This window comes from Rhodobacterales bacterium HKCCA1288, from assembly GCA_015693905.1.
GTDB lineage: Bacteria > Pseudomonadota > Alphaproteobacteria > Rhodobacterales > Rhodobacteraceae > M30B80.
Window position 1 is genome coordinate 1,549,668 of record CP065161.1, and the last position, 21,963, is coordinate 1,571,630.

The 21,963-nt window shown below is 51.3% G+C and carries 21 protein-coding genes; 9 read left to right on the forward strand and 12 right to left on the reverse strand.

Annotated elements, in window-relative coordinates; translation table 11 throughout:
• Positions 1-110: 110 nt before the first annotated feature.
• Positions 111-965 carry a shikimate dehydrogenase gene (locus tag I3V23_07580; GenBank protein ID QPI84475.1) on the forward strand — a complete coding sequence of 285 codons (855 nt, stop codon included), beginning with the start codon at positions 111-113 and terminating at the stop codon, positions 963-965.
• On the opposite strand, the gene I3V23_07585 is transcribed toward I3V23_07580, so the two are convergent.
• From I3V23_07585 to I3V23_07595, 3 genes are all read right to left on the reverse strand, one after another.
• A complete protein-coding gene (locus tag I3V23_07585; protein ID QPI86747.1) occupies positions 962-2,446 on the reverse strand; it encodes a fused MFS/spermidine synthase in 1,485 nt (494 codons plus the stop codon). The two genes, I3V23_07580 and I3V23_07585, sit on opposite strands and share 4 nt — an antisense overlap.
• Before the next feature lie 171 nt (positions 2,447-2,617).
• Positions 2,618-4,018: a purine permease gene (locus I3V23_07590; GenBank protein QPI84476.1), complete on the reverse strand. Its 1,401-nt coding sequence runs from the start codon at positions 4,016-4,018 to the stop codon at positions 2,618-2,620.
• A gap of 252 nt (positions 4,019-4,270) precedes the next feature.
• Positions 4,271-5,155, reverse strand: coding sequence for a glycerophosphodiester phosphodiesterase (locus I3V23_07595; protein ID QPI86748.1), 885 nt, complete (start codon positions 5,153-5,155; stop codon positions 4,271-4,273).
• Positions 5,156-5,372: 217 nt separating this feature from the next.
• Between I3V23_07595 and I3V23_07600 the strand changes: the two genes are divergently transcribed.
• The 3 genes from I3V23_07600 to I3V23_07610 are packed head-to-tail and all read left to right on the forward strand — an operon-like array spanning position 5,373 to position 7,549.
• On the forward strand, positions 5,373-6,017 hold the full coding sequence (locus I3V23_07600) for an SGNH/GDSL hydrolase family protein (GenBank protein QPI84477.1): 645 nt from the start codon (positions 5,373-5,375) through the stop codon (positions 6,015-6,017).
• Positions 6,018-6,038: 21 nt separating this feature from the next.
• Positions 6,039-6,947: a 2-dehydro-3-deoxygalactonokinase gene (locus tag I3V23_07605; GenBank protein QPI84478.1), complete on the forward strand. Its 909-nt coding sequence runs from the start codon at positions 6,039-6,041 to the stop codon at positions 6,945-6,947.
• Entirely contained in the window at positions 6,944-7,549 is a 606-nt protein-coding gene (locus I3V23_07610; protein QPI84479.1) for a 2-dehydro-3-deoxy-6-phosphogalactonate aldolase, read from the forward strand. The genes I3V23_07605 and I3V23_07610 overlap by 4 nt, the downstream gene beginning before the upstream one ends.
• A 52-nt stretch (positions 7,550-7,601) precedes the next feature.
• Here I3V23_07610 and I3V23_07615 read toward each other — a convergent pair whose 3' ends face one another.
• Positions 7,602-7,985: a DoxX family protein gene (locus I3V23_07615; GenBank protein QPI84480.1), complete on the reverse strand. Its 384-nt coding sequence runs from the start codon at positions 7,983-7,985 to the stop codon at positions 7,602-7,604.
• A 395-nt stretch (positions 7,986-8,380) separates the two neighbouring features.
• Here I3V23_07615 and xylB point away from each other — a divergent pair, with 395 nt between their 5' ends.
• Positions 8,381-9,829: a xylulokinase gene (xylB, locus tag I3V23_07620; GenBank protein ID QPI84481.1), complete on the forward strand. Its 1,449-nt coding sequence runs from the start codon at positions 8,381-8,383 to the stop codon at positions 9,827-9,829.
• A 217-nt stretch (positions 9,830-10,046) separates the two neighbouring features.
• On the opposite strand, the gene I3V23_07625 is transcribed toward xylB, so the two are convergent.
• The 4 genes from I3V23_07625 to I3V23_07640 form a co-directional block, all read right to left on the reverse strand.
• Positions 10,047-10,595 carry a carboxymuconolactone decarboxylase family protein gene (locus I3V23_07625; protein QPI84482.1) on the reverse strand — a complete coding sequence of 183 codons (549 nt, stop codon included), beginning with the start codon at positions 10,593-10,595 and terminating at the stop codon, positions 10,047-10,049.
• An 86-nt stretch (positions 10,596-10,681) separates the two neighbouring features.
• The gene (locus I3V23_07630) at positions 10,682-11,443 is read right to left on the reverse strand and encodes an SDR family oxidoreductase (GenBank protein ID QPI84483.1); all 762 of its coding nucleotides are present in this window, start codon (positions 11,441-11,443) and stop codon (positions 10,682-10,684) included.
• A gap of 147 nt (positions 11,444-11,590) precedes the next feature.
• On the reverse strand, positions 11,591-12,919 hold the full coding sequence (hisD, locus tag I3V23_07635) for a histidinol dehydrogenase (GenBank protein ID QPI84484.1): 1,329 nt from the start codon (positions 12,917-12,919) through the stop codon (positions 11,591-11,593).
• Between the two features lie 200 nt (positions 12,920-13,119).
• Complete coding sequence (locus I3V23_07640; protein QPI84485.1) at positions 13,120-13,611, reverse strand: flavin reductase family protein; 492 nt, start codon at positions 13,609-13,611, stop codon at positions 13,120-13,122.
• A 108-nt stretch (positions 13,612-13,719) separates the two neighbouring features.
• Between I3V23_07640 and I3V23_07645 the strand changes: the two genes are divergently transcribed.
• Entirely contained in the window at positions 13,720-14,664 is a 945-nt protein-coding gene (locus tag I3V23_07645; GenBank protein ID QPI84486.1) for a LysR family transcriptional regulator, read from the forward strand.
• Between the two features lie 65 nt (positions 14,665-14,729).
• Positions 14,730-15,743, forward strand: a complete 1,014-nt coding sequence (locus tag I3V23_07650; protein QPI84487.1) for a Gfo/Idh/MocA family oxidoreductase — start codon at positions 14,730-14,732, stop codon at positions 15,741-15,743.
• Between the two features lie 19 nt (positions 15,744-15,762).
• Here I3V23_07650 and pcaD read toward each other — a convergent pair whose 3' ends face one another.
• The 4 genes from pcaD to I3V23_07670 all read right to left on the reverse strand — a co-directional run bounded on the left by pcaD (position 15,763) and on the right by I3V23_07670 (position 19,666).
• Positions 15,763-16,581: a 3-oxoadipate enol-lactonase gene (pcaD, locus tag I3V23_07655; GenBank protein QPI84488.1), complete on the reverse strand. Its 819-nt coding sequence runs from the start codon at positions 16,579-16,581 to the stop codon at positions 15,763-15,765.
• Positions 16,578-17,684: an LLM class flavin-dependent oxidoreductase gene (locus I3V23_07660; protein QPI84489.1), complete on the reverse strand. Its 1,107-nt coding sequence runs from the start codon at positions 17,682-17,684 to the stop codon at positions 16,578-16,580. Before I3V23_07660 ends, pcaD begins: the two co-directional genes overlap by 4 nt.
• A 129-nt stretch (positions 17,685-17,813) precedes the next feature.
• On the reverse strand, positions 17,814-19,130 hold the full coding sequence (locus tag I3V23_07665; protein QPI84490.1) for a TRAP transporter large permease: 1,317 nt from the start codon (positions 19,128-19,130) through the stop codon (positions 17,814-17,816).
• 14 nt (positions 19,131-19,144) lie between these two features.
• The gene (locus I3V23_07670; GenBank protein QPI84491.1) at positions 19,145-19,666 is read right to left on the reverse strand and encodes a TRAP transporter small permease; all 522 of its coding nucleotides are present in this window, start codon (positions 19,664-19,666) and stop codon (positions 19,145-19,147) included.
• 226 nt (positions 19,667-19,892) lie between these two features.
• Between I3V23_07670 and I3V23_07675 the strand changes: the two genes are divergently transcribed.
• Positions 19,893-20,969: a C4-dicarboxylate TRAP transporter substrate-binding protein gene (locus I3V23_07675; protein QPI84492.1), complete on the forward strand. Its 1,077-nt coding sequence runs from the start codon at positions 19,893-19,895 to the stop codon at positions 20,967-20,969.
• A gap of 74 nt (positions 20,970-21,043) precedes the next feature.
• On the forward strand, positions 21,044-21,925 hold the full coding sequence (locus I3V23_07680; GenBank protein QPI84493.1) for a polysaccharide deacetylase family protein: 882 nt from the start codon (positions 21,044-21,046) through the stop codon (positions 21,923-21,925).
• Positions 21,926-21,963 lie beyond the last annotated feature (38 nt).

Consider the following 21,963-nt stretch of genomic DNA (forward strand, 5'->3'; position numbering starts at 1 on the left):
CGCAAATCTAACGCTATCGCCATTCCAAAAAGAGCGCCAACAAAAGTTGCATCTGCCCGCCATTCGTGGCGAGATGGCCAAATAACGCGCGAAGAGAAAGACCAGGCGATATGTCCTTAAGCCCGACCCAGAACCAAGCCCCGCTCAAATTGGGGCTGATCGGTGACAATATCAAACAATCCAGCACCCCGCGTTTGCACCGAATTGCAGGCCACCTGAACGCCCGCGCGGTCAGCTATGATCTCTTGATCCCCCCTGAACGCGAGGAAACCTTTCTTGAGGTCTTCGAGACCGCGCAAATTGAAGGCTATTCAGGGCTCAACATCACATATCCCTATAAAGAAAAAGTGGTGCCACTTGTGCAACTGGCCGATCCCGTGTTGGACGCGGTTGGGGCCGTGAACACCGTTCTTTTCACGGCCCAAGGGCCTATTGGCTATAACACAGATTACACGGGCTTTAAGGCCGCCTATCAGGCCACACGGGGCGATGACGCACCAAGCGAGGTGCTGATCATCGGGTCAGGTGGGGCGGGACGCGCGATTGCCTTTGGCCTTGCCGATTTGGGGGCAAGCGCGTTGCATCTGGTTGATACAGATTTGCCTAAGGCCGATGGCCTAAAGCGTGATCTGGCGCGTGGCTTTCCGACATTGCAGGTCACAACAATGCGCGAGGTGTCCAATCTGCCACCTGAGATCACGGGCCTTGTGAACGCAACGCCCATTGGCATGGTTGGCTATGGCGGCACCCCGCTGCCGGCTGCGCATATGCGAGAGGCAAAATGGGTGTTTGACGCGGTCTATACCCCACTTGAGACACCGTTCCTCAAAGATGCAGCGTCTCTTGGTCTAGAAATCATTTCTGGGTGGGAATTATTCTTTTATCAAGGCGTGCACGCATGGGCACATTTTTCGGGCGGCAGCGTGGATGAGGCGGCGTTGCGCGCGGCGCTGTTGCAAGCTTAATTCAAGATGGGCTCAAACCCGATCAGGGCGCTAATCGGCGCATAGTCATCTGTCAGAACGCGCGGCTGCTTATCAGCCACAATCTGCGCCACGAAGGCATCATCGAGAGGTTGAAAGATCATTGGATCAGGCGACCCCGCCGTGAGGCGAGAGACAGGACTTGGTGTTTCGCTACAGAGAAGAACAAAAATCCGCCGCTCACCTTGGCTTGGCCCGCGCGCCTCTGTCCAGACTTCGACACTTGGGAAAACCGCCTGCAAAGTCACGATCATCGCCGCCAAGGCATCCATGCGGTCAACATTGTCGATCAGGTTCATCGCAAAAACCCCGCCATCCGTCAGGCGGCTTGCAACCAATTCAAAAAATTCTTGCGTGATCAAATGTTCGGGCACGGCAATATCGGTGAAAGCATCCCCAATGATCACATCATAGCGCGTGGGGGTGTTGCGCAGCGCCATACGCGCGTCTTCATGCAGCACGGTGACCTCATCTGCAGGAAGCCAGAAATAATCAATCGCCACCTGCGTGACGGCGGGGTCTATCTCAGCCACCGTGATTTGCCCTAAACCATGCGCGGCCCATCCCCGCGGGACGGAAAAGGATCCGCCGCCGATATGGAAGGATGAGAAATCCTTCTCTCCCATCCGCATGCGCGGCAGCGCGTCCAACATTGCAGCATGATCGGTTTGCATATGGCGCGGTTCCGCCTCGCTACTGATGCCATGGGCAAGGTGATCCAAAACCATCAGATGAACGCGCGCGCCCTCGGCATCAGAAAGGGTCACTGTGCGGATACAGAAATATTCGCTTTCCTCGTCACAAATCGCTGGCAGGCTGAGGGTCTGATAGCCGAGCCCCACAAGCGCCAAACATGCCGCGAAGCTAAGACCAAGATCGCGCCCTTTAACCCGCGCCAACGCAAAGCAGACGACCGCCGCAAACGCATAAATCACAGCAATGACCATCAAGGTGGTCATCGAGCCTAAGCGCGGAACAAAGAAAAACCCTGCAAGCAAAGTGCCAAAAATCGCCCCAATCGCCCCAGTTGCAAACATAACCCCCAAGACGCGTTCAGACTGGCTTTGACCGCGCATGGCAACAACCGTCAAAACAGGCGCAGGGATGCCCGCAAATAGCGAAGGCAGGAAAAACGCGACCATGCTTAGGGCGGTGATGGCGGCGAGGGGATGGCTGAAGGCCTCAATTAGCGGAGCTGCAAACCCGCGCAACATCAGACTTGCCGCAGCGGTGGTCAAAGCGGCGGCAACCATCGTCCATGCGGTTTGGCGCAATGCATTTTGACTGTCATGCGCAGCGATGCGACCGCCCCACCAATGACCTACGGAAAAGCCCGCCAGAACAACCGCAATAATGGCTGTCCATGTATAGAGGCTCATCCCGACATAGGGCGCAATCATGCGGCCTGCGACAATTTCCACCACAAGGCTTGATGCAGAAATCGCCGCCTGCAGCAGCACCATGATCCAAAGGTATTTTCCTTTGCCTGCCACCCGATTGCACCTCGCTTGAGACTGACTGTCGCGCCATCGGGGAAAATTTACACCAGCCCCGCAAAGGCACAAGCCAGATAAAGCAAAAGCGGCAAGGTTTCCCCTGCCGCTTCGCGTTCTAGGTCATGCTCACCTGTGAGCTTATTTTGAGCTCTTTCCCGACATGCCGCCAGAAACCTCTTCCGTGGATTCTGCACTGAGTTCTGCGGGCAGCACGAGGTTTAGGATAATCGCGATGAGGGCCGCAGGCAAAATGCCCGAGGTTGCCAAGATTTTCATCGTGCTTGGCAGATATTGCAGTGCGTCAGGTTCAAGCTGCAAACCAAGCCCCAAGGACAAGGCAATCGCAAAAATCACCATGTTGCGGCGGTTCCAATTCACATCCGACAGCATCGAGATGCCTGCAGCGACAACCATGCCGAACATGACGATCACACCGCCGCCCAAAACCTCAATCGGCACAGAGGAAATCACCGCGCCCACCTTTGGCACCAAGCCACAAAGGATAAGGAATATTGCGCCGATCGTGACAACCGCGCGGCTCATCACGCCCGTCATCGCAATCAGGCCCACATTCTGTGAGAAGGATGTGTTCGGCAATGCCCCGAACAAGCCAGACACAGCCGTGCCCAGACCATCGGCAAAAGTCGCGCCTTGGATTTCCTTATCGGTCGCTTCGCGGTTCGCACCCCCTTTGGTGATCCCTGACACATCGCCCACTGTTTCCACGGCGGAAACAAAAGACATGGCACAAAAGCCGATGATTGCGGCGACCGAAAACTCTAACCCAAAGTGAAGCGGGTTTGGCATCGCAAAGCTTGCGGCACGGCCAACATTGCCCAAATTCACTTGCCCCAAGGCAAAGGCCACCGCGTAGCCCGCCAAAAGGCCAACCAAAACGGCCGAGACAGACAGCATCCCACGCGCAAAGAATTTCAGCCCCAAGGTCACAAGGATCACTGTGCCCGCCATGAGCCAGTTCAGACTAGAGCCGTATTCCTCGGTTCCAATTGCAGGCACACCGCCCGCAGCATATTGGATGCCAACCTTAACAAGTGCCAAACCAATCATCGTGACAACAAGGCCCGTCACCAAAGGCGGCAAGGCAAAGCGCAAGCGGCCAATGAACAGGCCTAAGAAGGCATGGAACAAACCGCCGACCAAAATGCCGCCCATCAAAACGGCAATCGCGTCAACGCCCTTACCTGCAACCAAGGGAATCATGATCGGAATAAAGGCAAAGCTCGTTCCTTGGACAATCGGCAGCCGCGCGCCAACAGGGCCAAATCCAATGGTTTGGAACAAAGTGGCGATGCCCGCGAAGAACATCGACATTTGAATCATATAGATCATCTGCGGAAAATCCGGGCTGTTTGAGCCAAAGCCAAACCCAGCCGCACCGCAAATAATGATGGCGGGTGTTACGTTCGAGACAAACATCGCCAAAACGTGTTGAATTCCAAGTGGCACCGCCTGAGTCAAAGGCGGCGTGTAATTCGGATCGCGCAGCTGCTCTGGCGTTCCAATTGATGCGTCTGACATCTTCTAGTCCCTCCCTTTTCGATGCTTTGGCGGCTCCTCCTCCGACAAAGTCTCATCGAATGTTCGCGCTTCGCGCTTAGCGCCGCCCGACCTGTGGACGGAACGACAGACCATGACCCAAAAGTCATGACTCAAATCGCAGGCTAAATCAGAAACTGAAGATTTATTTTCAAAAAAAACAAAAAGCTGTCACAAACAAGGTCTGGCACAGGTTTTTGCGCTGAAATCATTGAGAAAATTGCGCTTTCGGCCTTACTGCCAGCGCAAACCCCTATCCGACAAGCGGCGCTGCACGCGGGCGGGGTAGTCAGAACAGATCGCATCCACCCCAAAATCAATCATGCGATCGATATCTGCGGTTTGATTTACTGTCCAAACAACAACGCCCAAATCTAGGCTTTGCGCATAGGCCACATCTGCTGCTGTGATATCCGCGAAATGCGGGCACCATAGCGCGCCACCTTCCGCCTTGATATGAGCGGGAATATCGGGCGGCAATTGAAACTGGGGCTCGGATGCAATCGACAAATAAGACCGCGGGATTTCTGGCGCTTGTGCCTTACACTCCGCCAAAATGGCCCAATCAAAACTGTGCAAGACGGTCTGCCCAACCACGTGGGCGCTACGGATCACATCCAAAACTGCCGCAACAAAATGCGCCCGCGCGGCGGTATCTTGGGCAAGCACGGGATCAGATTTCATCTCCAGAAGCAGACGCGCCGCGGCGTGTTCAGGCCGCGAAATAAGGGCGCATAGGTCGGCCAATCGTGGCACCTGTAGCCCGTCAACCTGCGCCTGATCGGGAAAGGCCGCGCCATAAGCGCTCTGCCCATCAATCTTACCAACCTCATAGCGACATAGATCAGCATAGCTCAAATCACGGATTGGCATCTCATTTGTGATGAACTGTCCTGTTTCGTCCCGAAAAGTTGCGGCGTGCAGCGTGGGATTATGCGTAATGACGGGGATGTCATCGCCCGTCAGCACCACATCAAACTCAAGCAACGGCACACCTGCGGCCAGCGTATAATCAAAACCAAGCATTGTATTTTCGGGAAACACACCGCGCGCGCCCCGATGGCCAACGATACGGATCAGCCCTGACAATTTGCGAAAATCTGCCGCCGCATTGCCCATCACGCGCCCTGACATTTACTGTAACGTCTACGTCTTGCCTAGCACCCCGCAGCCATTGCTTGCAATCAGCCAAGTGGCGCTTATTGTTTCGTGCAGTAAAACAAGAAAGTAACGATCACATGACCCATTATCGCATTCTGTTGGCCTGTATCATCCTTGCAGGCTGTGGCGTGCCATTTGTGCCCTTGGTCTAGGGGCCAGTCGAAAAAGGGACGAGATGGAACAAGACCCCAAAACCCTTTTGCTTTTTGGCGATTCCAATACCCATGGCACTGTGCCTTTAACTGTGCTTGGGCAGCCAGAGCGCTATCCCCTTGCGCAAAGATGGCCAACCCTTTTGGCCCAAAAACTTGGGGCCACATGGCGCGTGATTGATGAAGGCTTGCCCGGTCGCACGACTTTGCATGATGACCCGGTGGAAGGGCCGCATAAGAATGGCGCGGCGGCATTACTTGGGATTTTAGAAAGCCACAGCCCAATTGATACAGTGGTGGTGAAACTTGGCACCAATGACCTAAAGCCGCGCTTTTCTGTCAATGCTTTCGATATTGCGCAGTCTGTGGGCAAACTCGTGCGTATCATCCGCGCCTCTGGCTGCGGGCCTGCGCGTGGTGTCCCGCGGGTGATTGTGGTCTGCCCTCCACAGATTGAGGAACGGGGGGTTTTGGCGGAAATGTTCCGTGGCGGCGCTGCGAAATCAGTGGGCCTATCGCCCGCCATGGCCGAGATGGCGGCACGCGAGGGCGTGGATTTGGTCGATCTCACAGGCGCGGTGACGGTTTCATCCGTGGATGGCATCCACTATGAGGCCACGCAAATGCCCCGCATTGCCGAGCTGATTTTTGCAGCCATTCAAAACTGAATATCGGATAAGAGAGACGCGATGACATCGAATTGGTTGGCGGTAGATTGGGGCACATCGCATCTGCGCATTTGGTGGATCAACGCCGAAGGGTCGGTCTTGGCGCAACGTCACTCCTCCGATGGTATGGGCAAGCTTCGCCCTGACGGGTTCGAGGCCGCCCTCGTAGAATTAGCGGGCGATCTTTTGCCCGCATCGGAAAAAACTACGGTTTTGATATGCGGCATGGCGGGCGCACGCCAAGGATGGGCAGAAGCGCCCTATGTCGCGACCCCTTGCCCCCCGCCCTCTGTCGCCGCATCCGTCAAAGTGGATACCACAGACCCCCGCTTGGCCGTCCATATTATTCCTGGGATCAAGCAAGAGCGACCCGCAGATGTGATGCGTGGAGAAGAGACGCAAATCGCGGGGTTTTTAGACGAGTATCCAAATTTTGATGGCATCCTTTGCCTGCCTGGCACGCATTGCAAATGGGTGCAGATCAGCGCAGGCGAGATCGTCAGCTTTCGCACCTTCATGACAGGGGAATTGTTCGGCCTGTTGGAGCAGGCCTCGGTTCTACGCCATTTCGTGGACGGCGGGGGCTGGGACAGCGCCACCTTTCTTGCCGCTTTGGATGAGGCAATCGCCCATCCTGCATTGGTGGCGGCCAATCTCTTTTCCATCCGCGCCGAGGGGTTGCTCCATGGGGCTGACACGAATGCGGCCCGCGCGCGCCTATCTGGTCTGTTGATCGGTCAGGAACTGGCAGGCGCCAAACCCTACTGGCTTGGCCAAGATATCCGTGTGATTGGGACAGGCGGCATTGCGGATGCCTATCACGAGGCCCTCACTGCCCAAGGGGCAAGTGTCATCAAGATTTCTGGCGAGGGCATGGCCCTGAGCGGGTTAAAAGCCGCGTATAGATCCTTTTTAGAGGCCGCAGAATGAGCCGCAACATTATTGCTATTTTGCGGGGCCTTCGGCCTGAGACTGCGCTCTCCATAACGGATGCACTGATTGCGGCAGGGATCACTCGGATCGAAGTGCCATTAAACTCGCCAGACCCGTTTGACAGTATCGCGGCCATGGTTGCCCATGCACAAGGGCGCGCCCTTATTGGCGCGGGCACCGTCCTAGACGTGGCAGCCGTTGATCGCTTGGCGCAGATCGGGGCGAAAATGGTGGTATCACCTGATACAAACCCCGCGGTGATTGCAGCCACAAAGGCACAGGGGATGCTGTCTTATCCGGGTGTATTTACTGCGACCGAATGCTTGACCGCAGTGCGGCACGGCGCAGACGGATTAAAACTCTTTCCTGCCTTCAAGCTTGGGGTGGATGGCTATAAGGCCCTCGCCGCCGTTCTGCCGAAATCGGTTGAAACCTATGCTGTGGGTGGCGTTGGCCCCGCAGATTTTGCCGCGTGGCAGGCCGCAGGGATCACTGGTTTTGGCCTTGGTTCACACCTGTTCAAACCTGATTATGACGCAACCAAAGTTGGCCATCTGGCGAAGGATTGCGTGACGGCCTATGATGCGGCCTTCGGGTGAAAATATTTGAGGGGACAGGGCGGGGACATACCCCCGCCCCTTTTGCCAAACATCAGGCGGCGTTTTTATCCAAGGCATAAGCGCCAGCGCCATGCGCGAAGAACATCAAGAATGCACCTGCGATAGAGAAGTTCTTGAGGAACATGATCATCTGTATCTGATCGGCAAAATTGCTGTGATATAGCACTGCTGTCACCACACAGAAGGCCGCGCCTGCCAATGCGACAAGACGCAATTTGAACCCCACCAATAGCGAAGCACCCACCAAAATCTCGAAGATAATCGCAGGCCATGCCAAGAAGGCAGGCAAACCACCCATCGTGACATAGCCGGCAAAGCCTTGCACATCGGCAAGCTTGCCCAGACCTGCCATCAGGAAAAATCCACCAATGAACACGCGCGCAATCAGCGGCGCAAATTTTTCAAGCTGCTGCATAAGATATCCATCCTTTTCCAAAAGCCATTCTCGGCTTGGCGCGGACATAAACACAGCGTTCAGCGGTCGGATATTCCAAAAGAATTGACGCGCTTTGTGCAAATACGCACAGAGAGAGGGCTTTACAGATTTAAAAATTATATCTGACCTTTTGCATTCACCGAGTGACGGGCCCGTCATTTCTGCATCCAAGAGATACGGTTTCTATGGGATTGCCTTTGTGACTGAATGATTGGCCATCAGGCTGGCAAATTACGAGCGGATGCAGATGATTTACTCTTGCCTCTTGCGCTGCAATACCGACAAAACTTTACACGAGTTAAATTTCAAAAATGCCCCTTTTACGCTCAAATCCACAGACGTGGGCATTCAGCCGGGGGGAAAGGATGTCGAAGATGTATCTTGGGATCGATTTGGGAACTTCGGCTGTTAAGCTTTGTGTCATTGATGCTGAGGGAAATCTGATCGCGCAAGGCAGCAAAGATTTGCCCATTTCGCATCCGTTTGATGGGGCAAGCGAGCAAAATTGTGAGGATTGGTGGGAGGCAACACGCGCCTGCATCAAGGCATTAGATCCCGCGCTTCGCGCCGCCATCAAGGCGATTGGCCTATCTGGCCAGATGCATGGTGCCGTTGTGCTGGACGCGCAACGCAAACCTGTGCGGCCCGTGATTTTATGGAATGACGCCCGTGCGGATGTTGAATGTTCCGATATCATCGCGGCCGATCCGTCAGCCGCGCAACGCGCAGGCGTTTTGCCAATGCCGGGTTTTACGGCACCAAAAATCTTGTGGTTGTCACGTCATGAGCCCGAGGCCCACGCCAAGATCCGCCATGTGATGTTGCCCAAGGATTATATCGGGCTCTGCCTGCATGGCAAATGTGTGACCGACCCATCAGACGCCGCAGGCACATCATGGTTTGACGAGGCCGCGCGGTGTTGGTCTGCGCGGCTTTGTGAGCTGACCGCAACCGAACCTGCTTGGCTGCCCCGCGTCCTGCATGGCACCGATGTGGCTGGCACGCTTTTGCCCGATATCGCCATCGATCTGGGTCTGACGCCTGATATTCCTGTGGCGGCAGGGGCAGGCGATGGTGCGGCGGGGGCAGTCGGTCTTGGTGCCGTGCAAGCAGGTGATGGGTTTATCTCGCTTGGCACCTCGGGGCAGCTTTTTGTGACCACGGATGCCTATCGCCCAAATATCGAAAATCGCATTCACGCCTATGCCCATACCGTGCCTGATCACTGGTTTCAGATGGCCGCAATGTTGAATGGCGCACGCCCGATGGCGTGGCTGGCCGATTTGTTAAACCGCCCCATTGATCTTCTCTTGGCCGAAGCGGCCGAGGCACGTCCAGGCCCGCTCTTCCTGCCCTATCTGACGGGGGAGCGCACACCGCATGGAGACACTACAATACGCGGGGGATTTGCCAATCTGGGAGAGGGCATGAGCCAAGGCAGCTTGATGCGCGCTGTTCTTGAGGCGATCGCCTTTTCTTTTGCAGATGCGGCCGAGGCCTTTGCAAGAGCAGGCACGGCCCCAACCTCACTCTTGGCCATTGGCGGGGGCACCCGCAGTGATTTGTTGATGCAAATGATCGCAGATGTGACAGGAATTACACTAGGTCGCAGCGATGAGGCCGTTGTGGGCCCTGCCCTTGGAGCCGCACGGCTTGCGCTTGTGGCCTGCGGCGACAAACCTATGGAGGCAGTGATGCAGCGCCCCACTGTCCGTCATTGGTTCAAGCCGAAGGGGGCAATCGATCAGGGCACGCAGATACGCCTTGAGGCATATCGCGCTTTATATCCCGCATTGCGAACAGTTCAGCAAAAACTGAGGTGAGGAAGGTGCAATTCTACCAACCGCGAGCGGATCGCACAGGGCAAGAAACCCACCAAGCCTATCACATCCGCCAAAGTGACAAAATCATACAGCGCGATACGAGCAGACTAGTTGATTTTATTGGTTGCGGGGGCGGGATTAAGCCTGTGCCGAACCATTGTTTTTTAAAATAAAACGCTACTCAACAAACATATCTGATTTGGAGTAATCTCATACCTTAAACTGCACAAAACGGAGTTTCGCGCAGCTCACGCACAATTTCCTCATCCAGCGGTGGGGGGAAGGAGTTAAGGATAAAACCAAGCGTGCTGTAAAAGCCCACTGTGGCAATCAAATCAAAAATGCCCTCTTTGCCAATTTCCGCCTCAAGCGGCCCCTGCATCTGGGGGGGGATCGCGCGCGCGCTCATCAGGGCATCGACTGCGCGGGCGATGGTTTGATCCTGACCTGTGATCTCGTCAATTGGGCCTGCAAGACGCGCGATGCGGTGATCTTCAAACCCAAGGGCGCGCGCACGGCTGACATGATGCGCCCATTCATAATCCGAGCCCATCCAATTCGCGGCACGCAGGATCACCACCTCGCTCAATTCGGGGCCAAGCGCGGTTTTGACCACCACATGATCCCGCAAAGCTGCCCAAGCCCGTAGTAATGCAGGGTGATGTGCCATCACCCGATAGACATTCAACCGCCCCGCAAACCCCGCTTGCATATCTGCCAGCTCATGGGGCCAATCGGTTCCGTCCAAGGGTGGATAGTAGGACATGATGATCTCCACCTAAAAGTTTTACTCATCGATTAATAAAATTATCGTTTAAGCCAAACTAGGAACTGATCAAAAATCTTAAATCATCAATCAGCAGTCCAACCTCCATCTACCATCAACGAGCTTCCGGTAATCAAAGCAGCTGCTTCAGACGCAAGGAACACAACCGCTCCCATTACGTCTTCGACCTGACCTGGGCGGCCTAATTTTATCTTCTCTTTAATCCAAGCTGCACGTTCTGGATTGTCAAATGTGCTTTGCGTAAGCGGAGTGAGAATAAATGTCGGACAAATTGTATTAACCCGAATTTGCTTAGGGCCCCATTCGATCGCCATTGCTTTCGTAAAGCCTTCGACTGCGTGCTTCGTCGCGCAATAAGCCGCACGATCCACGCCGCCCACATGCGCCATCTGGCTAGAAATGTTCATAAGCGAACCTGACTTGCCGGCATCGATCAAGCCTTGCGCTACAGCGCGGGTCAGAAAATAAGCACCTTTGATATTCAACGAACTCACTGCATCGAAATCGGCCGCTGTAGTTTCTAAGGCTGGTCCATGTCGCGCAAGGCCTGCAGAGTTGACCAAAATTTCAAAGGGACCAGAAGATGCAACATCACGTCCGGTGCGTTCGATATCTGCAACATCCAACACCATCGCTTTGGCAGCCCAGCCTTGCGCGGCCATTTGCTCGACAAGTACTTGCAGTTTGTCACCACTTCTTGCCGCAACGGTCACCTCTGCCCCCGCCTCAGCCAGGGCAACCGCGGCCGCCAGACCAATACCGGACGACGCCCCGGTGACGAGTGCACGCTTACCGTCTAACCGAAACGAAGGCGTTTTGGGTAACATGGTGCACCTCTTTTACTAAACATTACGGAAAATTTGGACGATTTTATTTTTTTGAATAGAGGAGAAACATAGTAATGATTCAACACTAAACCAAACCAAATTCAGTATTATGAAGAACGCCGACACACGTTTTATATTGGCTGCGCATCATTCGGCAGGCTCGCGATGAGGCGCGCCTTCGCCATAAGGGACGTTTAGGCCACCATAACGGCGCACACGCACATTACATTGCTCCGCATGACCAACAAAACCCTCTAACATACAGAGACGTGAGCCATATTCGCCTATCATAGTGGCCGCTTCGTCCGTCAAAACCCGTTGATAACTATGCGTTTTGAGAAACTTTCCGACCCAAAGGCCACCCGTATAACGACCCGCTTTCTTCGTAGGCAATGTGTGGTTAGTGCCAATCACTTTATCGCCATTTGCAACATTCGTGCGGGCGCCCAGGAACAAGGCACCGTAGCATGTCATGTTTTCAAGGAACCAGTCATCCCTGTCCGTCATGACCTGCACATGCTCCGAAGCAATGTCATCTGCTACAGTGAGCATTTCTTCGTAGGTATCGCATAGGATGACCTCGCCGTAATCCTCCCAACTCGTTCGGGCTGTGTCCGAGGTAGGAAGGATAGAGAGAAGGCGATCAATTTCTGATAATGTGTCTTCTGCGAGCTTACGTGAGTTCGTTAAAAGAACTGCAGGCGAGTTGTAACCATGTTCGGCCTGCCCCAACAAATCAGTCGCGCATAGTTCTCCATCTACAGTATTATCAGCAATCACCATGGTCTCTGTGGGGCCCGCAAACAGGTCAATGCCCACGCGACCGTAGAGCTGACGTTTCGCCTCTGCTACATATGCATTGCCCGGGCCAACCAACATGTGGACAGGCTCAATTGTCTCTGTCCCAAGCGCCATTGCGCCAACTGCCTGGATGCCCCCCAGAACATAGATTTCATGGGCACCCCCAAGATGCATTGCAGCAATAACGGCGGGGTTCGGTTTTCCTTGCCATGGTGGGGTGCAAGCAACAATCCGCGGCACACCTGCAACTTTTGCGGTTGCGACCGACATATGCGCGGAAGCCACCATTGGGAATTTTCCGCCAGGCACATAGCAACCGACTGACTGAACGGGAATATTCTTGTGACCGAGAATTACACCAGGCAGAGTTTCAACTTCGATGTCTTGCATTGAGGCCCGCTGAGCCTCAGCAAATTTCACAACCTGCTCTTGTGCGAATTTGATATCAGCTAGTTCCCGTGGAGACAGCTCTGCGATTAAGCTCTCAATCTCGGCCAGAGACAACCGATAGCTTTGGGGCGAATACCCATCAAACTTTTCTGACAGTTCTCTGACTGCCGCATCACCGCGTGCCTCAATGTCAGCCAGGATCGCTTCGACAGCTGCGCGCGTCTTTGCATCATCATCCGCACGTTCAGTAGCGGGCTTGCCTGATTTGAGATATTCAATCGTCATCTTCTTTTCCATTACCTACGTATTATTAGTCTGCAGTTAGCCTGCGCTAGTGGCTAAATTTTTGATCCTAATGTACTTTTTTACTTAACCTCGCCACACCTGAAACCTAACTAGGGGTAGGTCCATGACGCTCCCAATTCACAGTTCAGCATCTTCGACAGTCGGCTGATAGACTTGCCACAAGTGTTGAACTAGCGTTGTTATCCGCCAAAGCTAGACATTTTTCCGCGATGAAAAACCAATGGATCACCCGCTCCCTGCCAAAAATGTCTGACCGCACCCACAATGAGTTTATGATCTCCACCATCCAAAACTTGGCTAACGACACACTCAAAATGAGCCAAACTGCCATCAATACTCGGAGGCCATACCACAACCGATGGCCGAGATTTCACATTCGCAAACTTGTTGCGACTTGGTTTCGCAAATTGCCAAGCAATCTCCTCTTGAGATGCCGATAGCACGTTCACAACAAATTCTTTCTGTTCTGCCAGCAAGCTCAGACTTGCTTGCGAATTTCCAAGCGAGAATACACAAAGAGGAGGATCCAAGCTTAAGGATGAAAAAGAATTGACCGTTACTCCAGTGGCTGATCCATCGTTGTCCAATAAGGTTACGACGCAAACTCCAGTAACAAACTCACCAAAGGTATTTCTCAGTCGCTTCGAGTGTGAGAGATCAGTATCAAGCATTTCCAGTACCTTTAGAGTTGACCTATTCCTGCTTTAAGTTAGCGCTTCCAAAAATAAGTAAAAATGATATTTTGTGATAAAAAATATCAAAAAGAGAGATGCCAAAAAATGCCAATCCCCAAAATCTCTATAAGAGCATTGAAAGCTTTAATCTCAGTTTACGAGGAACAGTCGTTCTCACGAGCCGCCGCTCGCGAGAATGCGACACAATCAGGCATGTCGATGCAGATCAAAACATTAGAAGAGCGGCTTGAGGTGAAAGTTTTGGAACGCGCCAGAAACCAACTTAATCTGACCGCAGAGGGTCGCATTTTGTATGATGAAGGACGAAAAATAATAAAATCATTGGTAGAGGCAGAAGAAAAAATTTCTGCACAAGCAGACACGCTTCAGGGCTCTTTAAAAATTGGCATCATCCCAGCGCTCACAAGATCTGTCGTTCAAGCTGCATTAAGTCAGTTTAAAACTATTGCTCCTATGGTGGAGATTTCATTAGTAGAAGAATATTCAGGCAGCCTGATCAATCGAGTTGTGGCTGGAGAAATTGACTTTGCTATCGTCCCTGCAGGACCAGTCGGGCCAGGGCTGGATGCAGAGTATATCGCCCAAGACAACGAAATGCTATTGTGCAATTCTAAAATGTTTCCTGAATATTCGCATCTTTCAGCAGCACCACTTTCGAGCCTGAATAACAAAAAGTTGATAGTTCCATCGCATCAAAATGTACGACGGGTCCAAATTGAAAAGCTACTTGATAGTTATCAAATCGAAGTGAGCGACCTGTTAGAAATGGATGGAATGCTCGCCACAATTGAGTTGGTCGCACAGTCTGATTGGGTTGCAATATTACCTTCAGCCATTTGTCATGCAGATTTAGATGGACGAATGCGAAAATCACTCAAAATCACTGAGCCGGCAATTCCGTTAGACTACATCATGGTCAAAAGGAATGATGCAACCTTCACATTACCAGCTCAAAAAATGGCTGAACAAATCAAATATCAAACAAAAAAAATCATTTCCGAATTCCAGGAAACTTCAAAGCTACATTAGAGAAAACTTTGTGCAGGCTCTTGTTAGTTGTACGATGGTTTAATCATGATAAGCATCGAGGTGACATGATGATAACTTGTGCAGTAGTAGGCTTTGGCTGGTGGGGTCAGCACATCTCGCGGATACTGAAAGATTTAGATGAAATCAAAATCGTATGTGTTGTAGAACCAGACGTCCAAAAACGTTCTGATATAGAAAGTTTAGGCCTCGAATACGAAAAAGAATATGCAGATGCTTTATCTAAATATTCCATAGACGCGGTCGTATTAACGTCACCAAATGATAAACACGACGAGCAGATTGCACTAGCAGCGAACAAAGGCATCCATATCTATTGTGAGAAACCACTGTCTCTCACATCTACTGGCGCAAAACTTAGTATAGCTGCATGCAAGGAGAATAATGTTGTTTTAGCCATTGGTCATGAACGCAGGTTCGAGCCCGGCATCCAAATCATTAAGGAAATGATCACAACTGGCCGGCTCGGCACGCTGATGCATGGCGAATTTGCATTTTCCCACCAAAAACTCGCAAGTCTACCGGCGACCAGCTGGCGCACTAAAAAACAGTATGCTCCAGCTGGTGCGATGACGCAGATGGGAATCCACTTGACGGACCTCATGATATGGTTCTTTGGGCCTGTAAAAACCGTTCACGCTATAACTGCAGACCGCTCTTTAGGCTGGGAAACTGGAGACCTTACGAGCGTTCATTTTCAATTCGAAAGCGGAGCAACAGCAACGCTACAGGCCATTTTGAACACACCGAATTACATACGCACATTCGTCAGCGGTACAGATGCGTGGGTCGAGGTTAAAAACTCGAGCCATCCAGACACACCAGGAGGTATAGTTTCAATACAAAAACTGGATAAGCATGGCACAAACACCGAAGAAAAATTGCAGTGGTCAGATGCAGTTCAAGCTAACCTACTCGCTTTCTTTCAAGCGATATTAGGCCATGCAGATTACCCTTTCAGCCAATTTGAACTAATGCATAACATCGATGTGCTCGAAGCGATCATAAAATCAAGCGAGACTGAGACTTCTGTCAAGGTGCATGCCACTAAATTAGAATGATTTATTGGAATGTACTTGCCTAAATGTCTAAAAAATTTTTGATTGCCGCATTGAACAGCTCTGGCGCATTTATGTTTGCCACATGCGCCGCATCTCTAATCTTGACGTATGTCGCGTTAGGCGTCGCTCCGGCCATAGTAGACATTACCTCTGGTGAAGCGCCTTTGTCTTGATCACCACCAACGTAGAGAACTGGCACAGTTAATCGTGGCAAGTCTTTGAGATAATCAAGCTCTTTGAGAGCATAGCAACAACTCACATATCCTTCTGGATCGTTGGATAGCAGCATTTCTTTGATCTCGGCTACGCGGCTTGGATTTCGTTCGACCCAATCTGAGGTGAACCATGACTGTATTGTACCGTCCACTATGGCTTGAAGGCCACCATCTTGAACTTTAGCAATCCTATCGTCCCACATATTACGAAACACTTCTGGCGAGTCAGCACGTCCATCGGCACACACAATTTTACTGAAGCGCTCCGGGAGCTGAAGACCAAGACCAAGGCCAGTCATTCCTCCCATCGACAAGCCCATGAACACCGCTGACTCAATTTCAAAGTGATCTATCAGCTGCAGAACATCAAAACACAAATCGTCAAATGTATAACGGCCAATTGGCGTCGAGCTACCCCCATGACCTCTGGTGTCATAACGCAATACGCGAAACTTTGACGACAGCAGCGGGATCTGATCATTCCACATATTCAGGTTTGCACCCAGTGAATTTGAAAGAATTATCCAATCACTGTTTTCTGCGCCATCAATACGGAAATTTATTTTCGACTTAGGCGTCTCAACAAACCCAGTTTCGACACAATATCTACCCGCCTCCATCATTCTGCGGCCTTACTAGACCCGGCTTCGGCGGTATCCACTAGCGGTTTAACCTGCTCGGCTAGCAATCGCATAGAACGGCGCGATAACTCTAAATCGGCCCAATCCTTCCCTGCGTAAAGCAGAGTGCCAAATCTTCCAACCTGCTCACGAAATTCGAGCAACTCGTCGGCCACTTTATCTGGCGTGCCCCAAATAACCAGCCTATCAAAAACACTTTGCAAAGTGACTTCATCATCCGGCTGGTCTTTGTACTCTTTAAACAGGTTAATACGGCCGTGCTTCTTAAGTTTAGTGTATAGCTGCTTGTAATAGAAATAATATGGTCCGTTGGGATCCGTTGCATAGTTGCGAGCGGTGTCCAAATCATCTGCTACAAAAATACTCTTCGCAACGCGCCAATTTTTTAGATCTGCCACGCGCCCCACACGCTGGCAACCTTCAACGTACTTTGGCCAGTGACTAGCCACCCATTGCGGCATCAGAAAGTTTGCGCTTATGGGATCCCAACCACGTGCAGCTGCTTCGGTAACACCATTAGAAAATGGTGCAACTGCCGTCACAACGATTGGGGGGTGTGGCGTTTGGAGCGGCTTCGGCATAATACCTTGGCCTATCTCTGTCATAGAAGTCCGCTCTGTACTGATATTCCAAAAATCGCCAGTTATATTATATGGCGCCTCACTTTCCCAAATTTTCAGTACCATGTTGATACTTTCTAGGAACATAGCAGGGCGATCTTTATCCAGGTTACCGAACACTTCAGCATCAGAAGCTAGCCCCCCAGGAGAAATACCGAGATTGAACCTACCATCAAGCATGTGATCTAACATTGCCGCCTGCGCAGCAATAGCGGCAGGATGATTGTTCGGCATGTTGAAGGTGCCCGTTCCCAGGCGAATGTTTTTGGTTGCAGCCGCCAAATAGGCGACGAACGCTGCACAGCTGGTAATGTTTTCAGCGGCGTCGGTTACATGCTCTCCAACATATCCCTCAACAAAACCCAATTCATCGGCAAGCAGAAACGCCTCTCTATCTTCGGCAATTGACTGCCTCCAATCCTTGTCAATTGGGTGAATAGGCATAGTGAAAAAGCCAAGTTCCATCAACATCACTCCATGTCAGTGCAATCTACGTGTTTATTTTTTTATGAAAATAGATCGCCATCCACGCCTCGGAAAATTATAATTTCAGCGGAGCTTCATCAAAAAAAATGATACTAGCGCTCCCCCCAGTCAGAGCATAACCCGCGGGAGCCACGTTGCTAAACTGGGGATAACAATAACAAGCACGGCAGCGACAAGAATTAGAACAAAATAAGGCGCCGATCCTTTGAAGATAGTCCCCAATGACACAGTTTTGTCTGGTAGAGCCCCTTTGACAGTGTAGACGAGAAGCCCAAATGGAGGCGTTAACAAACCGGCTTCAATCACCAAGATACCAAAGATAGCAAAAGCTATTGGATTGAAGCCAAGAGCCATAGCCAGTGGAGCAAAGATAGGGACGGTTAACAGAATGATGGAAACACTATCTACCAACATCCCGAGAATAATCCAAATAACGGCCATTATCATCAAGATGATCCACGGGTCCGCACCCAAACCCAGGAAGATGGATTGAATGAAGTTAACGGCCCCGCCCATAGCCAAAAGGCGCGAATACATTTGAGCTGTAATAAGCAAAAACATTATCGGTGCAGTAGTGCGACCGGCCTGCAAGATTGCGTCCATCAGCTCAGCTTTTCTCATTCCCTTCACCAGGCCGATTGCAAGAGCGCCGATAGCTCCAAAACCTGCGGCCTCGGTCGGCGTGAACAACCCAAGCCAAAGCCCACCAATGACCAAGAAAATAAGCCCAAGAATGCCTAGGCCCCCAATTAATTCTTGTTTGCGCTCTTCGGAGCTCAAAACTACCAAATCTTGGTTGGAGGAAGGTGCTACATGCGGCCTGAGCTTGGCGGCTGTTACCACATACCCGGAAAACAATAATGCCAATACAATACCGGGAATTATTCCGGCTATGAATAAAGCACCCACGCTCATTTCCGTTAGGATTGCCCAAACGATCAGTAAGATTGATGGAGGGATCAGCATTCCCAAGCACGCAGAACCAGCAACCGCCCCAACAGAAAAGGTGTCTTTGTAACCGAGCTTTTTCATTTCAGGGTATGCAATTCGAGAGAATGCGGCTGCAGCAGCAATCGAAACACCGGTGACCGCGGCGAACACAGTGTTACCGGCGATAGTTGCAATAGCGAGCCGTCCAGGTAGGCGTTTCAGTCCCCTGTCGCATATTCGATAGAGATCTCCCGCAGCGCCAGACCTCGAAATTATGTCCCCCATAAGCACAAATAGCGGGATTACGGCAAAGACATCTTTACGCACTGCCTCGTACGCCGTGTTGCCCATGATAGAAACAGCTGCCTCGAAGCTCCCGATCATTAGCCAAACGCCGAGGCCTGAACACAAAGCCAGTGCTATACCAATGTGCACCCCCATTACGATCAGGGTCACAAGCAGAGCAAGCATCCAAAGAACAATATCTGCACCCATGAGCCTTCAGCCCCTTATTCTTCTAGAGGTGGAAGCGCGCCAGGCGCCTCGGTCTCGTATTCCAGTTTGTTTTGCCAATCGAAGATTATCATTGAGAAATATGCCCAAGCCGCAAAGACAGATGTCGCAAGGACCACTCCACGAACCGGCCAAGTAGGCACTCGCAAAGCCCCCTCGCCCTCATATTCGCCAATCCGGTAGGCATCCCAGAAGGATGGATACGTACTTTGAATAATCCCCAAAAAAACAACCAAACCGAGCAAGCAGGTAATGGTTCTCAAGATTTTTCGCCCCAGTGGCGGCAGCGCATCTGAAAAAATCGAAGTTCGGAGCATTGACCCGGAATATATCGCCAAAGGGATCTGCAGAAAGGCAATGGAAACAATAGAGTTCTGTAAAATCTCTTTGGTTCCGGGCAACGGTTGATTGAAGACGCTTCTACCCATCACATCAACAAAGATGAGCACTGCCAGGCCTATGACCCATATCGATGAGACCAGGTGAATTGCTTTCGCGACGGAAACCGACTTTAGCATCTAACCTGTACACCTCCCCTTGCACATCTCATTGGCGATAACGCTATCCAATTAAGAATTTGGGTCAAGAAATAAATTAGCGAGCGATAAATAATCTCAATGCTTGACGGACGAAGATTTCTGTATTGAACTTGGTTCTGTGTTTAGCAATCGATAAATAAGGGCCAATGAAGAACACTTCATCCAGCCTCTAATCAAGTCGATAGCGGACAAAAGGGAGGATAAAATGCATCACAAACGACTATCAATTGCGAGCTTTTTGGCGGCTACAGTTTCAACTATTGCTGCAACTAGCGCAGTCGCTGAAACTTTTACACTGCGCATTGGAGCTGGGCACCCAAATGGCCCTGCTGCTTACGTGGCGGATGTTGCGGACGTCTTTGTACCAGAGGTTGTTAGGCGGGTCGCAGAGGAAACAGATCATGAAATAGAGTTCGTGGAAGGTTATGGCGGTGCTATTGCTGGCGTCGCTGAAACGCTGGAAGCCGTTCAAAATGGCATTCTAGACATTGGAGCGTATTGTATTTGCTTTGAACCAGCAAAGCTGTTTTTGCACAACTTTCCCTACTATGCGCCGTTCGGGCCTCAAGACTCTGTGGACGAAATGCGCGCAGTACGCGCCGTATATGACCAAGTGCCTTGGTTGACTGAACAATTTTCATCGGAATATGGCCAAGAGCTTCTGGGGCTCCACGGCTGGGACAACTATCACCTAGGAACCACAGATCCTTGGGAGACCGCCGAAGATTTGCAGGGAGTAAAAATCGGCGGCGCAGGACCTAACTTGCCCTGGCTTGAATTTGCGGGTGCTATCCCCGTTCAATCATCCTTGCCAGACGGGTATTTGTCGCTTCAGACTGGTGTTTACAATGGTTGGCTAATGTTCCCATCAGCCTACCTTGGTTTCAAATTTCACGAACCCGCACCCTACTATACGCTGATTGGCTTCGGAGCCATGGGCGTTAACGCACTGACGATGAACGAACGGAGCATGGCAAGACTTCCAGAAGATGTACAAGCCATTATTCGAGAAGTTGGTCAGCTGTACGAAGAACGGGCTGGTGAAACATTGAACGCGCGTCAAGCGTCAGGCATGGCTGGGCTGCGTGAAGCAGGAGCTACAATAACTGAGCTGTCTCAAGAAGCTCGTGCTGGTTGGGCTGCTTCTCTCGCATCTTTTCCATCGCAACAAGCGGCAGATGCAGACAGTCGCGGGATGCCAGGATCAGAAGTTATGGCGGCTTATCTCGAGGCAGTCGCCGCCACTGGTTACGAATGGCCATACGAGTACAGTCTGAACTAAACTCTACAAAAAGGGGGCGAAAGCCCCCTTTTCTTTAATTACTAAGCCAATTATCCCAATATCGAGACGCGCAAATGTTGAGCAACCGAATTCCGTACACTGCTATTGTTGATCGTCCAAAACTCTTTTTACCCAACAAGAAAAAAATGGCCGTTTGGGTTATCCTGAATGTAGAGCATTGGTCTATCGACAAACCTATGCCACGAACTGTACTACCACCACCAATGGGAAAACCGCTCATTCCTGATGTGCCGAACTGGTCTTGGCATGAGTACGGAATGCGGTCGGGCTTCTGGAGGCAATATCAAGCTTTAGTAACACGCAAAATCCCGACAACTCTAGCAATTAACGGAAATGTATGCGTTTCATATCCGAGAATTGCTTCTGCCGCGCTTGAAGCAGGTTGGGAATTCATGGGCCATGGATTTTTACAAGGGCCTATGCACAACTTAGAAGACCAAGAAAAAGAAATATGCAAAGCTCTCGACACCATAGAACAATTTTCTGGCACACGCCCCACTTCATGGGAAAGCCCCGGATTAACTGAAACCGCTGAAACCGTTGATCTCTTGAGAAAGCACGGAGTTAAATACGTAGCAGACTGGGTTATTGATGACTTACCAGAAACCATTGATACGCCACATGGGACGATTACTACTATTCCGTACACAGTCGAAACAAACGACATAACAGTCTATGCGTTGCAAGCGCATCGTTCACCGGAATTTTTCGACCGCGGAAGAGATCAATTTGATCGACTTTATGCTGAAGCGGAACATAACGCGCGAGTTATGGCAATTTCTATTCATCCATACATTACGGGCGTGCCCCATCGCATCAAGTACCTCGAAGCGTTACTAGATTATATAGGAAGTCACGAAGAAGTTGAATGGATGACAGCCAGCCAAATTGGTGACTGGTACGGGAGCGAGTTAAAACGGCTTTCGGAAAAATAGTTTAAGCGGTTTGGGCCATTGGTCCTGGCCCAAACCAA